At 65.6% G+C, this 12746-nt stretch carries 11 protein-coding genes; 3 read left to right on the top strand and 8 right to left on the bottom strand.

The genetic code is table 11. The annotated features are described in order from the left end of the window. The 8 genes from FBT96_RS15315 to FBT96_RS15280 form a co-directional block, all read right to left on the bottom strand. On the bottom strand, positions 1-350 hold a 350-nt coding region (locus tag FBT96_RS15315), incomplete at its 3' end, for an isopentenyl-diphosphate Delta-isomerase (protein ID WP_136908140.1). Further along, a complete protein-coding gene (locus tag FBT96_RS15310) occupies positions 341-1516 on the bottom strand; it encodes a geranylgeranyl diphosphate reductase (protein ID WP_136908138.1) in 1176 nt (391 codons plus the stop codon). The genes FBT96_RS15315 and FBT96_RS15310, both read right to left, overlap by 10 nt. A gap of 1 nt (position 1517) precedes the next feature. Next, on the bottom strand, positions 1518-2804 hold the full coding sequence (locus FBT96_RS15305) for a BCD family MFS transporter (RefSeq protein WP_136908136.1): 1287 nt from the start codon (positions 2802-2804) through the stop codon (positions 1518-1520). Further along, positions 2801-3715: a chlorophyll synthase ChlG gene (gene chlG / locus FBT96_RS15300; RefSeq protein WP_136908134.1), complete on the bottom strand. Its 915-nt coding sequence runs from the start codon at positions 3713-3715 to the stop codon at positions 2801-2803. Before chlG ends, FBT96_RS15305 begins: the two co-directional genes overlap by 4 nt. Before the next feature lie 46 nt (positions 3716-3761). After that, positions 3762-4403: a bacteriochlorophyll 4-vinyl reductase gene (gene bchJ / locus FBT96_RS15295; RefSeq protein WP_074553196.1), complete on the bottom strand. Its 642-nt coding sequence runs from the start codon at positions 4401-4403 to the stop codon at positions 3762-3764. A gap of 15 nt (positions 4404-4418) precedes the next feature. Further along, on the bottom strand, positions 4419-6146 hold the full coding sequence (bchE, locus tag FBT96_RS15290) for a magnesium-protoporphyrin IX monomethyl ester anaerobic oxidative cyclase (RefSeq protein ID WP_136908132.1): 1728 nt from the start codon (positions 6144-6146) through the stop codon (positions 4419-4421). A 609-nt stretch (positions 6147-6755) separates the two neighbouring features. Further along, positions 6756-8141 carry a transcriptional regulator PpsR gene (gene ppsR / locus FBT96_RS15285; RefSeq protein ID WP_136908130.1) on the bottom strand — a complete coding sequence of 462 codons (1386 nt, stop codon included), beginning with the start codon at positions 8139-8141 and terminating at the stop codon, positions 6756-6758. Positions 8142-8239: 98 nt separating this feature from the next. Then, positions 8240-8998 carry a cobalamin B12-binding domain-containing protein gene (locus FBT96_RS15280; RefSeq protein WP_169583503.1) on the bottom strand — a complete coding sequence of 253 codons (759 nt, stop codon included), beginning with the start codon at positions 8996-8998 and terminating at the stop codon, positions 8240-8242. Between the two features lie 383 nt (positions 8999-9381). Between FBT96_RS15280 and bchF the strand changes: the two genes are divergently transcribed. From bchF to bchB, 3 genes are read left to right on the top strand one after another with little or no spacing between them, the layout of a single operon-like run. Then, entirely contained in the window at positions 9382-9897 is a 516-nt protein-coding gene (gene bchF / locus FBT96_RS15275; protein ID WP_136908126.1) for a 2-vinyl bacteriochlorophyllide hydratase, read from the top strand. Beyond that, a complete protein-coding gene (locus FBT96_RS15270; protein WP_136908124.1) occupies positions 9894-11168 on the top strand; it encodes a ferredoxin:protochlorophyllide reductase (ATP-dependent) subunit N in 1275 nt (424 codons plus the stop codon). The genes bchF and FBT96_RS15270 overlap by 4 nt, the downstream gene beginning before the upstream one ends. Next, a complete protein-coding gene (bchB, locus tag FBT96_RS15265; protein ID WP_136908122.1) occupies positions 11165-12742 on the top strand; it encodes a ferredoxin:protochlorophyllide reductase (ATP-dependent) subunit B in 1578 nt (525 codons plus the stop codon). The genes FBT96_RS15270 and bchB overlap by 4 nt, the downstream gene beginning before the upstream one ends. Positions 12743-12746 lie beyond the last annotated feature (4 nt).

The raw sequence follows: 12746 nt of genomic DNA, 5'->3' as shown, positions 1-12746 counted from the left end.
ACCACCTCATGCTCGATCATGCCGTTGTTCACATCGGCCCGGTATTCGAGCTGCCCCATGTGGCGCAGCTTCAGCCCGACGATGCCCAGCTCCTGCCCCAGACGGCGCGCGGCGCAGGTGGGCGCGTCCTCGCCCCAATAGGGATGGGTGCAGCAGGTGTTCGCCCAAAGCCCCGGCGTGTGATATTTCGACAGCGCGCGTTGCTGCAAGAGCACCTTGTTGCCGCGCGTCACGAAAACCGAAATCGCCAGATGCCGCAGGCCCTTGCGGTGCGCCTCCAGCTTCTCGACGGGTTGCAAAACGCCCTCGACCCAGGCGGGGATCATCTCCTCGGCCATGATCAGGTCCATTGCGGCGGCACGAGGCCGGAGAGATGCGCGAGGTTCTTGAAGCCGATCTTCAGGTTCTTCAGCGGCTGGAACGAGGTCATCTTCTTGTTCATGTAGCTTTCGAACGTCATGCGCTGCACATCGACGTCATGGCAGAGCGAGACGAAGCGTTCGCGGCGGTCGTCGCTGTGATAATATTTGTCCTGCATCATCCGCAGCACCTTGAAGACCGTGCCGTGCTCTTTCATGAAGCCCGCCCGCGCGCGTTTCAGATCGGCGGACTTGCCCGATTTCAGGAAGGCCATCGCGGCCTCGGCAGCGTAGCGACCACCGGCATGGGCGTAATAGATCCCCTCGCCCGAGGAGGGCGCCACGACGCCCGCGGCATCACCCGACAGCACCACATCCTTGCCATTGTCCCAGACATCGAGCGGTTGCAGCGGGATCGGGGCGCCTTCCTTGCGGATCGTCTCCTCACCGGCCAGCCCCGACATCTCGCGCAAAAGCGCGGTGCAGTCCTTGAGGCTGACGTCGGGCAATTCCGTCCCCATCCCGATCGAGGCGGTCTTGCCGTGCGGGAAGACCCAGCCGTAGAAATCCGGGCTGATGCGGCCATCGTAATAGACGTCGCAGCGCGTCGGGTCGTAGTTCGGCACGGTGGTCGGCGCCTTGATGATCTCGTGATAGGCGAAAACCAGCGGGATCTTCGTCGCGGGCACTTCGTTGCGCACCTGCGAATTCGCCCCGTCGGCGCCGATCACCACGCGGGTCTCGGCCTTCATCTCCTCGCCCGTGACCTTGTCGCGCCAGACGACGACGGTCTTGCCGCTGTCACGCTCGATCCGCAGCCAGGTGCCGGTGATCCGCTCCGCCCCCGCCTTGCCCGCGCGTTCGCGCAGCCATTCGTCGTAATCCTCGCGGTCGACCATGCCGACGAAGCCGTTCTCGATCGGGATATCGACGAAGCGGCCCGTGGGCGAGATCATCCGCGCCGAGGTGATCTTGGCCACCAGAAGATGATCGGGAATGTCGAAGTCGCGGATCAGCCGCGGCGGGATCGCGCCGCCGCAGGGCTTGATCCGACCGGCGCGGTCCAGCAGGGCCACCTTGAGACCCGCGCGGGCCATATCCCATGCCGCCGTCGATCCCGCAGGACCGCCCCCGACAACGAAAGCATCATATTGCATCTCATTCACCCGCCATGACCGTGGGAACCCGTGCCGCGCCCCGTGCGGCGACCACTCCGGTCGCCATCATGGCCGCGACGATGAAAAGGAGCGCCTGCGCCCCGAAAACCAGCCCGAATGCCGTGGCATCGGGCAGAACCAGCCGCATCAGATCGGCCGCCCCCGCGCCCAGAAGGCCGCCAAAGCCCGCCGCAATCGCCTGCGCCGCGCCCCAAAGGCCCATCCGCGTGCCTTCGCGCGAAGACCGGCCCTCGCCCGCCAGCGCCATCATCGCGCCGATCGCGGCGACCGCGAAAATGCCGTTGAAGAAGCCAAGCCCGATCACCGCCGGGATCAGCGCCGCGCCGGGCAGATGGCCCAGCACGACGATTGCGCCAAGCGCGACGGAGGAGCCAAGGCAGCCCGTCACCACCCAGCCGCGCAAGGAGCCGATTTTCAACCCCGAGAGCGCGAGGCCCACCGTCAGCATGCCGAAGAACACGCCGCCGTTCTGCATCCCCGACAGCTTCGTCGTCTCGCCGGCGGTGAAGCCGAAGACCAGCCCCGCATAGGGTTCAAGGATCAGCTCCTGCAGGAAATAGGCGGTCATCGACAGGAACAGGAAAAAGGTGAAGGCGCGGGCCTGCGGTTCGGCCCAGATCTCGCGCAGCCCCTCAAGCAGCCGCGGCGGGGTGTCGGCGGGGACCGGATGGGCCAGACGCCGTTCGATCCCCCAGACGGCGAGCGTCGTCAGCACGACGGCGCCAAAGGTGACGATGGCCACGATCCACAACAGCCGCACCGGCGAATAGGGATCCAGGAAATGGCCGACCGTGCCCGCGGTGACGGCGATGCCGAAGATCATCAGAAGCCAGGTGATCGTGGCCGCGGCGGCACGGCGGCGCGGTTCGGTCGCCGAAGCAAGCAGCGCCAGAAGCGAGGTGCCCGAGGCGCCGACGCCAAAGCCGATCAGCACATAGGCGAAGATCGACAAAAGCAGCGCCTGCCCCCAGGCGAGCGGGAACAGCACGACGGCGACGGCGGCCAGAAAGGCGCCAAGCGCCAGAACCGCCATGCCCAGGATGACAAAGAAGGTGCGGTTGCCCTTGGTATCGGAGCGCAGCCCCCAGGCGGGCCGGGCGATCTGCAGCCCGTAATGCAGCGCCACCAAAGCGCCGGGCAACACCGCGGGCAGCGCCAGTTCCACCACCATCAGCCGGTTCAGCGTCGAGGTGGTCAGCACCACCACCGCGCCGATGCACAGCTGCACCAGCCCCAGCCGGAAAATCTGGAGCCAGCCCAGCGTCATACCGTGAAGCCCCGAAGTGCGAAGGCGGTGATCATCATGCCCGAGACATACATCACCACGCCGGTGCCGTTGTACCAGGGCGCCTTGCCCTCGGGGTCGCGCATCCAGACCGACATCGCCCAGAATTGCCCGAACAGCAGGACCAGCACGGCGGTGGCGTGGAAGGGTTTCGAGAACAGGAACAGCATGGTGATGACCAGCGATTGCGCCAGCCCCATCACCGTGCAGGCGATCTTCGCCGCGACCTCGGGGCCGTAGACGGCGGGCAGCGACTTGATGCCCAGCTTGCGGTCGCCCTCGATCGCCTTGAAATCGTTGATCGTCATGATGCCATGCGCGCCAAGCGCGTAAAGCGTCGCCATCATCACGATGGGAAAGCCCGGCGCGCTGTCGGCGGTGGCCAGCAGCACGGCGGCGCCGGTGATCCAGGGCAGGCCCTCGTAGGCCAGACCCACCAGCCCCGGCCCCCACCAGCCCGAGCGTTTCAGCCGGATCGGTTCCACCGAATAGGCCCAGGCGGCGGCGACGCCCAGAAGCGTCGCGACAAAGCCCCAGCTGCCCAGCTGCCAGCCGACGACCAGCGACAGAAGCGACATGGCGATGGCGATATAAAGCCCCCAGAGGCCCGGAATGCGCCCCGAGGGGATCGGCCGGTGCGGCTCGTTGATCGCGTCGACATGACGGTCGCACCAGTCATTCGCCGCCTGGGACATGCCGCAGACGATCGGACCGGCAAGGACGATGCCCAGCACGACGACGCCCTTGTTGTCCCAGATCGGCACGTTCGACGACACCGCGCCGCACAGATAAGCCCACATCGGCGGGAACCAGGTCACCGGCTTGATCAGTTCCAGCATCGCCCGCGGTTCGGGGATGCTGCGGCGGCTGGGCGAAAGGTCTTGGGCGCTCATGGGGTCAGGTCACCGGAAGTTGCGGGGCAAGGCCCGGGAGGGGGCCTCAGCCGGAGTGGACAGAGCTGGGCATAGCCGTTTTCTTGCCCTGCGGATGCAGGACAAAAAGGCACGGGCCCCCGCTGACCGAGGCGCAGGAGATTTCCTCCACCGTCACCTCGGGCCAGACGAGCGTGCCGAAAAGCCGTTCGAACACCGCCGCATGCCAGAAGCACGAGGGGCGTTCGGCGGCGTCGGCGCGCAGCGGATTGTCATCGATGCGGAAGGTCAGCGGGCGGAAGCTTTCGACCCGGAACCGCCCCGACCCCACGAAGGTCCAGGCGTGTTTGGTGATCGCCGCCGCCAGCAGGCGTGCGCCCAGAAACCCGGGCAGCACGCGGATGATCGCCTTGGCAAAACCGGGGATCCGGTTCGCCAGGATATAGTCGCCGGTGGCCAGCCCCGAGAGCCACAACAGGCCCTCGGCGGCTTCGCCCTGATCGACGCGCAGCGCCTGATGCACGGCGCGGCACTGGCTTTCCGGCAGCATGCCGCTGTCAGGCGGCGGGACGGGCACGCCCGCCAGCCGCATCACCCGGTCACGCTCGGCACGGCCAAGGTGGCGGTCGAGCACGCCGATCGTTTGCAAGATGGCATTCGGCCCGATCCGGGGCTCGTCATCTTGCGGCGCAGGCGCGGCACCGCTCATGGCCGTCACTCCTTCTTATTCCGCGGCGTCGACCATCTGGTCCTTGCCGCCCCCGCAGGCCATCGCCGCATGTTCGGCGCTGCGCGCCTCGTGCGTCTCGGCCGAGAGGTCGAACTCGTCTTCCGCATCCGCGGGCATCACGAAGTTCGCGGTGTTGCGGTCGGCGGCGCGGTCCTTCATCTGGGCGCGCAGCGCTTCCTGCCGTTCCTTGTGCTTGCGCGACCGGTCGGCGGCGGCTTCCCAGTCGGCGACCTGCGCTTCGGCGATCTTGCGGGTCTCGTCGAAGTGGAAATCGACCGTGTCCTTGGTCTGCGGGCCCCAATACCCGGCCTTGCCGAGGTCGTAGAAGGTCCGCCCCACCCCGGCCTTGAGGAAGGCCTTGAGGCAGCCGAGCAGATAGCGGCGACGGAAGCCGGTGCCGCGCCACGGATAGTGGAACAGCGCCTTGCGCATGTAGAAGCGACGGTAGTTCTTCATCACGCCATCAAGCAGCTCGCCGCGGGTCAGCGCCTTCGGCTTCATGATCGGGGTCACGAAGTTGTATTTCGAGAAGTCGAAGACCTCGACCTGATCGCGCAGCTCCTGGAAGAGCGGCGTGAAGGGCCAGGGCGTGTACATCGACCAGTTCGCCAGATCCGGCTGCCAGTCCCAGGCCATCTGGAAGGTTTCTTCCAGCGTTTCCTTGGTCTCGTTGTCCAGACCGACGATGAACTGCGCTTCGGTGAAGATGTCGGCTTCGCGCAGAAGGCGGATCGCCTCCTTGTTCTCGGCGACGGTCGTTTCCTTGTTGAACAGGTCAAGCTTCAGCTGCGCCGCGGCTTCGGTGCCGAGCGAGATGTGCACCAGACCGGCTTCGCGGTAGAATTTCAGCAGATCGCGGTCGCGGTAGATGTCGGTCACGCGGGTGTTGATGCCCCATTTGACCTTGTGGTTCAGACCGCGGTCGATCATCTCCTGGCAGAATTCGACGAATTTCTTCTTGTTGATCGTCGGTTCTTCGTCCGCAAGGATGAAGAAGCCCACGTCGTAGTTGTTCACCAGATCTTCGATCTCGTCCACCACGGCCTTGGGCGAGCGGACGCGGTAATCGCGCCAGAATTTCCACTGCGAGCAGAACGAGCAGGTGAAGGGGCAGCCCCGCGCCATGTTCGGGATCGCGACGCGCACGCCCAGCGGGATATAGATATAGTGTTTCCAGTCGATCAGCGACCAGTCGGGCTTCAGGCTGTCGATGTCCTTGACGGTCGGCGCGGCTTGCGTCGCGACGATCTCGGCGCCGTCATGATAGGCCAGACCCTTGATCGAGGCGCGGTCTTCCGGCCAGCGGCCTTCGGAGACGCATTTGGCCAGCTCGACCACGATCTCCTCGCCCTCGCCGCGCACGATCACGTCGACCCAGGGCGCCTCCGAGAGCACCTGACGGAACATGAAGGTCGCATGCACGCCACCCAGCATGCGCACCGCATTCGGCACGACTTCCTTGGCGATCTTCAGCGTCTCTTCCGCCTCGTAGATCGAGGGGGTGATCGAGGTCACGCCGATGATGTCGGGTTGCAGCTCGGCGAATTTCTTGCGCAGCTCGTCATGCGACACGTTGAGCGTCATCGCATCGATGAAATGGATGTCGTCAAAACCCGCTTTTTTCAGGTGACCGGCAAGATAGGGGACCCACGACGGGGGCCAGTTCCCCGCGATCTCGGCCCCGCCGGAGTGGTAATTGGGGTGGACGAAAAGGATGCGCATGGCTGACCCTCCAGGGCGTAGGTGTAAACCTCAGTTGACATGTATCCCAACCATATTAAATCGCACAGGTCAAATGCAGAAAATTGCCGCACCCCTGTCGCGGGGCGCAAGTCGCGCTCGCAAGCTTTTGATATTGCTTGATTCTGCTTGAACCCCTTCCCGGGGGCAGGGGGGCCTGCGACGGGGTGGCGCAGCCGGGAAAAGGCGGGGGAAAGCGGGAACATCGGGGCCGGAAAAGCGGTCCCGCGGCGCTTGCGGGCGGCGCGGATTTGCAAAGGTGAATCAGGCATGGGGAATTTCGGTCGCGGCAGGCTTGACGTCTCGGGCGGACCAGGAAACGCAGCGCGTTTCCCCGCCCGTCACGCGCCGGGCGTCGCACGGCCGCTTCCCCAAGCACAACAGAGGCCTGCGCTCCGCCCCGGCGGCGCGAATGCGCCCGCCGATGGCGGGGCGGACGCAGGCCGAGGGTGATGAGGGATAAGAAACGCGCCAGTGGCGCGTTTCCCCGAAGAACGCCGCGCCCGTGGCGCGGCTTGGGGGCCCCCGGCGGTCACGGGGCCAATGTCGTGCGTGACCTCGGCGATGGCCTCGGTCAATCCGCCCGGGGCGCTATTCGGTGTCCTTCGACAAAAGCCCGAACTTGCGCAGCTTCACGTAAAGCGATTGCCGCGACAGCGACAGCAGCTCGGCCGCGGCCACCCGGTTGTTGCCGGTCAGTTCCAGCGCCGTCTCGATGCACATCTTCTCGATGATCTCGGTGGTTTCCGAGACGATGTCGCGCAGCGTCGCATAGCCGACCATCTGCATGACATTGCGCAGCCCCTCGTTGCTGGCCATCCCCGGCATGATCCGCGTCGCATCGGCCAGGTTGCTGTCGCGGATGACCAGCGCGATCGTCGGCGTCGCCCGGTCGTTAAACAGCGTCGCCGACAGCTCGACCGTCACCTGCCCCGAGAAATCGGTGTTCAGCCGCGTCACGTAATGGCGCAGATGGCCGATGCGCTTGACGTTGTCCAAAAGCACGTTGAGGTCGATGGCGCCGCGCGACAGGAAATCGGCAAAGGACCGCCCCTGCACCAGCGCCGCCGAGCCCGCATCGGTCAGATACAGAAAGGCGTCGTTCGCCGCCCGGACCGTGCCGTCGGCGTCCAGAAACACCATCGCATCGATGCCCTTGAGGAAGAGCCGCTCGCTCAGCTCGACCGTGTCATCGACACGCGTGCGCCGGGCCTCGGCCTCGCCCAGACGGCACAAAAGCAGCCGGTCGCCCGCGGCGCGAAAGAGCGTCGCCGTCACCGTCACCTTGCGGCGCGAGCGGCGGACCGTCAGCTCGACCCCGCCCAGCGGGTCCGAGCCCGCCAGCTTGGCCAGATTTTCCAGGAATTCGCCGCGGCGGCGCCCGTCCAGCTCCTGCCCCACCGGCGTGTCGATCAGTTCCGCCCGGGTGGCGCCGATCATCTCGGCCGCGGCCAGGTTCAGATCGGCGATCCGCCCGGTCGACATCGACACGATCAGAAGCGGCGCCGGATGCGCCTCCAGCAGCACGCGATACCGGGTCTCGATCTCGCGCTGCGCCTCGTAATCGCGTTCCAGCGCCAGCTGCGCCTTGACCAGCTGTTGCTGCACCTCGGCGAGCGGCTGCATGTCGCGCCCGATCAGCAACAGCGTCCCATCCTCGCCCGAGCGGGTGATGGTGTAGCGCACCGGCAGGGTGAAGGCCTCGGCGGAATGGGTCAGTTCCAGATGCAGGGACCGGCCCGGCTCCGGCCCGTCGGCCAGCCGGTTTTCCAGCTTCTGCGCGCTTTCCGGGCTGAACAGCGCCGAGAGCCGCGCCCCCTGCCAGGATGCGAAGCGTTCGGACGGGCCGAACTGCGGGCTGACCATGACCGATTCGACGACGCGCCCGGGTGACACGACCAAGGCAATGTCGCAGGCCGACGTGACGATGTCAGCCAGCAGGTCGGGAGAAACCCTTTCCAGGGCCTCCCGTCGCATCAAGAAGCTTCCATCCGATGTCACGGCCGCAACCTTTCCACAACCCGTGTCTCTTCGTCAGCCTTCCTTCGTCATCCTCGACCCACAACCGTTTTCAGTCATACCAGAGAAAATTCGGAAATGACGAGCGAAAGATCGTTCGTCACCAGATCCGCCCCGGTTCTTGCGAGTGCTTCGGCGCGTTGCGATACGATGGCGCCACCGATCGCAACCCGCATCCGCCCCTTTGTCAGGCTGGACAGGGTTTTGACAAGTTTGGCGCAGATTTCAACCCTGTCCATGCTGCCGACGGTGATCAAAGCCGCGTCGAACCGGGTTGTCGTCATCAAACGCGACAGATCGCTCAACCCCGGCGCGAACAGCATCCGCACCGAGACCCCCCTGCGGCGGAGTTCCATCGCCACGATGAGCGACCCCAGCGTGTGCTGTTCCCCCGGCGGGACGATCAGAAGCACCGTCGCACCGTTAGCGCAACCGACCGAGTCGGCGGTGACCAGCGTCTGCAGCGCATGCAGCAATTCCTGCAGCCGCGAGATCGCGATCGTCACCTGCGCGAAGCCGATCCGGTCGCTGTCCCAGGCGGCGCCGATCTGGCGGGCCGCCTCGGGGATGTAATGGGTGGCCATCTCCTCGACCGGGACGTGTGCGGCGCGGAATTCGTCGAACAGCAGGTCCATCGCGCCAAGCTCCGGTCCCGTTGCCAGTTCGACCATCCTGTTCACAAGCACGGTCTGCAGTTCCGTCACCCCGTTCATGCGCCGCGCGACAAGCCGCCCGATCGCTTCGAGAGCAAGACCGACGAAGCCGTCAAGGCATCCCGTCGAGCCATGCTCGAGTTCAACACTTACATCCCGCATTCGAGTCCCCGAAACCCAACGTCGCCCGGGATCGTTCCCCATCCCCGGCGCGCGGAACATGACATGGGTCAATAAACCCACATCTATTACACATCAACACGCCTTTCCTGCCCGCGGCACCGGCCGGACCGGCAGTGTCTCCACCGCCGCGGCGCAAGGCACGGGCCAAGTTGGGAAAAGGCGCATTCCGCCCCGCCCGGCTTCTGCCCGGACGAGTCGTGGCACGGGTTTAGCCGGGGGGGGGCCGGGCGTTCAAGACGACCCTGCGCGCAAGGGCAGCGGCGTTTCGTCCCGCCCCTGAGTGTAAGTTTTCATTGACACTTTCTCGTGACAAGCCCAGTTTTACGGCAGAGTGCGCTCACGAAGAAAGGCTGGCTGCCACTATGCCAAACTCCCCCCAAAACCCGTCGCGAAAAGCACTCTACACCGAGGAAGAACGCGCCCGCAGGGATGCGACTCCGTGGACGCTGGTGCAGGCCATCCTGGCGCCGCTGCAGTTCCTGGTCTTCGGTATCTCGCTCGTGCTCGTGGTCAGATTCCTTTTGACCGGAGAGGGTTACGACGCCGCGACGATCTCGATCCTGATCAAGACGCTTTTGCTTTACACGATCATGGTGACCGGAGCGATCTGGGAAAAAGTCGTGTTCGGGCAGTATCTTTTCGCCCCCGCCTTCTTCTGGGAGGACGTGTTTTCCTTCGGGGTGATCGCGCTGCACACGGCCTATCTCTGGGCGCTTTTCACCGGCCAGCCGCATGAGCTGCAGATGTTCATCGCGCTGGCTGCCTATGCAACCTATGTCATCAACGCCGGACAGTTCCTGTGGAAACTGCGGCAAGCGCGGCTGCAGGCAGCTTCCGAAGCGGCCGGGTCCCTGGTGATGGAACGGGGGACGCGATGAGCCTCGATTCGCCGACTTTCGGCTGCACCGATTCTCCGGTGCGGCGCGAGCGTGGTCAGAAAGCCGTGTTTTGCGGGCTGACCTCGATCGTCTGGCTGCACCGCAAGATGCAGGATGCCTTCTTTCTGGTCGTCGGGTCGCGCACCTGCGCGCACCTGCTGCAGGCCGCCGCGGGCGTGATGATCTTTGCCGAGCCGCGGTTCGGCACCGCGGTTCTGGAAGAACAGGATCTGGCGGGCCTTGCCGACGCGCACAAGGAACTTGACCGCGAGGTGGCGAAGCTGCTGGAGCGCCGCCCCGACATCCGGCAGCTGTTCCTTGTCGGCTCCTGCCCCTCCGAAGTGCTGAAGCTTGATCTTGACCGCGCGGCCGAACGGCTGTCGGGCCTGCATGCGCCGCATGTGCGGGTTTACAGCTACACCGGCTCGGGCCTTGATACGACCTTCACGCAAGGGGAAGACACCTGTCTGGCCGCGATGGTGCCGACGCTGGACGCGACCGATGCGGCCGAGCTGATCGTCGTCGGCGCCCTGCCCGATGTGGTCGAGGATCAGTGCCTGTCGCTTCTGACCCAGCTTGGCGTCGGCCCGGTGCGGATGCTGCCGGCGCGGCGCTCGGACATCGAACCCGCCGTGGGGCCGAACACCCGGTTCATTCTGGCGCAACCCTTCCTGGGCGAAACCGCGGGCGCGCTGGAACGGCGCGGCGCGAAGCGGATCTCGGCCCCCTTCCCCTTTGGCGAAGAAGGCACGACGCTGTGGCTGAAGGCCGTGGCCGATGCCTATGGCGTCTCGGCTGAAAAGTTCGAGGCCGTCACCGCCGCGCCCCGCGCCCGGGCGAAAAAGGCGATCGCCGCGCATCTCGACACGCTGTCCGGCAAGTCGCTCTTCATGTTCCCCGACAGCCAGCTGGAAATTCCGCTGGCGCGGTTTCTGGCCCGCGAATGCGGCATGAAGACGACCGAGATCGCCACCCCCTTCCTGCACAAGGCGATCATGGCGCCGGATCTGGCCCTGCTGCCGTCGAACACCGCCCTGACCGAGGGGCAGGATCTGGAAGCCCAGCTTGACCGGCACGAGGCGATCAACCCCGATCTGACCGTTTGCGGTCTGGGGCTGGCGAACCCGCTCGAGGCCAAGGGTCATGCGACGAAGTGGGCAATCGAACTGGTGTTCACGCCGGTGCATTTCTACGAGCAGGCGGGGGATCTGGCCGGGTTGTTCTCGCGCCCGTTGCGCCGTCGTGCATTGCTGAACGGAGGCGCGGCATGAAGCTGACGCTCTGGACCTATGAGGGCCCGCCGCATGTCGGCGCGATGCGTGTTGCCACGGCAATGAAGGACCTGCAGCTGGTGCTGCACGGTCCTCAGGGCGACACTTACGCCGATCTTCTCTTCACGATGATCGAGCGTCGCAATGCCCGCCCGCCGGTGAGTTTCTCGACCTTCGAGGCCTCGCATATGGGGACCGACACCGCGATTCTGCTGAAGGACGCGCTGGCCGCCGCCCATGCGCGCTACAAGCCGCAGGCGATGGCCGTGGCGCTGACCTGCACGGCGGAGCTCTTGCAAGACGATCCGAACGGGATTTCCCGCGCGCTGAACCTGCCCATTCCGGTCGTGCCGCTGGAACTGCCGAGCTATTCGCGCAAGGAAAACTACGGCGCGGACGAGACCTTCCGGGCGCTGGTGCGGGCTTTGTCCGTGCCGATGGAGCGCACGGCCGAGGTGACCTGCAACCTTCTGGGCGCCACCGCGCTGGGGTTCCGGCATCGCGACGACGTGGCCGAGGTGACGAAGCTTCTGGCCACGATGGGGATCAAGGTCAATGTCTGCGCACCGCTCGGCGCCAGCCCCGATGACCTGCGCAAGCTGGGTCAGGCGCATTTCAACGTGCTGATGTATCCCGAAACCGGGGAATCGGCGGCCCGCCATCTGGAGCGCGCCTGCAAGCAGCCCTTCACCAAGGTCGTGCCGATCGGCGTCGGCGCCACCCGCGATTTCCTGGCCGAGGTGAGCCAAATCACCGGCCTGCCCGTCGTCACCGACGAATCGACGCTGCGGCAACCCTGGTGGTCGGCCTCGGTCGACTCGACTTATCTGACCGGCAAGCGCGTCTTCATCTTCGGCGACGGCACCCATGTCATCGCCGCCGCGCGGATCGCCGCGCGGGAGATCGGCTTCGAAGTCGTCGGCATGGGCTGCTACAACCGCGAGATGGCCCGCCCCCTGCGCACCGCGGCCGCCGAATACGGGCTCGAGGCGCTGGTCACCGATGATTATCTGGAAGTGGAAAAGGCCATCGAGGCCGCCGCACCGGAACTGATCCTTGGCACGCAGATGGAGCGCAACATCGCGAAAAAGCTGGGCCTGCCCTGCGCGGTGATCTCGGCGCCGGTCCATGTGCAGGACTTCCCCGCCCGCTATGCCCCGCAGATGGGCTTTGAAGGCGCGAACGTCCTTTTCGACACCTGGGTGCATCCGCTGGTGATGGGCCTTGAGGAACATCTGCTGACGATGTTCCGCGAAGATTTCGAATTCCACGACGCGGCCGGGGCCAGCCATCATGGCGGCAAGGCTGTGGCTCGGGAAGAATCCCCTGTCGTCCCGGCCGAAACGGCCCCTGCGGCGACCTCCGACACCCCGGCAGCGCCCTCGCCGGTAGTCGATGCCCAGGCCCGCGGCGAAATCCGCTGGCTGCCCGAGGCCGAGCGCGAATTGCGCAAGATCCCGTTCTTCGTGCGGGGCAAGGCCAAGCGCAACACCGAACTTTATGCCGCGCACAAAGGCGTGTGCGACATCTCCGTCGAAACCCTCTATGAGGCCAAGGCCCATTATGCACGATGAGTCG

The sequence above is a fragment of the Rhodobacter capsulatus genome (genome assembly GCF_005144475.1).
Taxonomy (GTDB): domain Bacteria; phylum Pseudomonadota; class Alphaproteobacteria; order Rhodobacterales; family Rhodobacteraceae; genus Rhodobacter; species Rhodobacter capsulatus_C.
The sequence above is the reverse complement of the archived record's forward strand: the minus strand, read 5'-3'. Positions and strand labels throughout refer to the sequence as shown.

Coding starts and splice junctions, on each gene's coding strand:
- FBT96_RS15310 (WP_136908138.1), bottom strand. CDS start 1,516: ATGCAATATGATGCTTTCGTTGTCGGGGGCGGTCCTGCGGGATCGACG.
- FBT96_RS15305 (WP_136908136.1), bottom strand. CDS start 2,804: ATGACGCTGGGCTGGCTCCAGATTTTCCGGCTGGGGCTGGTGCAGCTG.
- chlG (WP_136908134.1), bottom strand. CDS start 3,715: ATGAGCGCCCAAGACCTTTCGCCCAGCCGCCGCAGCATCCCCGAACCG.
- bchJ (WP_074553196.1), bottom strand. CDS start 4,403: ATGAGCGGTGCCGCGCCTGCGCCGCAAGATGACGAGCCCCGGATCGGG.
- bchE (WP_136908132.1), bottom strand. CDS start 6,146: ATGCGCATCCTTTTCGTCCACCCCAATTACCACTCCGGCGGGGCCGAG.
- ppsR (WP_136908130.1), bottom strand. CDS start 8,141: ATGCGACGGGAGGCCCTGGAAAGGGTTTCTCCCGACCTGCTGGCTGAC.
- FBT96_RS15280 (WP_169583503.1), bottom strand. CDS start 8,998: ATGCGGGATGTAAGTGTTGAACTCGAGCATGGCTCGACGGGATGCCTT.
- bchF (WP_136908126.1), top strand. CDS start 9,382: ATGCCAAACTCCCCCCAAAACCCGTCGCGAAAAGCACTCTACACCGAG.
- FBT96_RS15270 (WP_136908124.1), top strand. CDS start 9,894: ATGAGCCTCGATTCGCCGACTTTCGGCTGCACCGATTCTCCGGTGCGG.
- bchB (WP_136908122.1), top strand. CDS start 11,165: ATGAAGCTGACGCTCTGGACCTATGAGGGCCCGCCGCATGTCGGCGCG.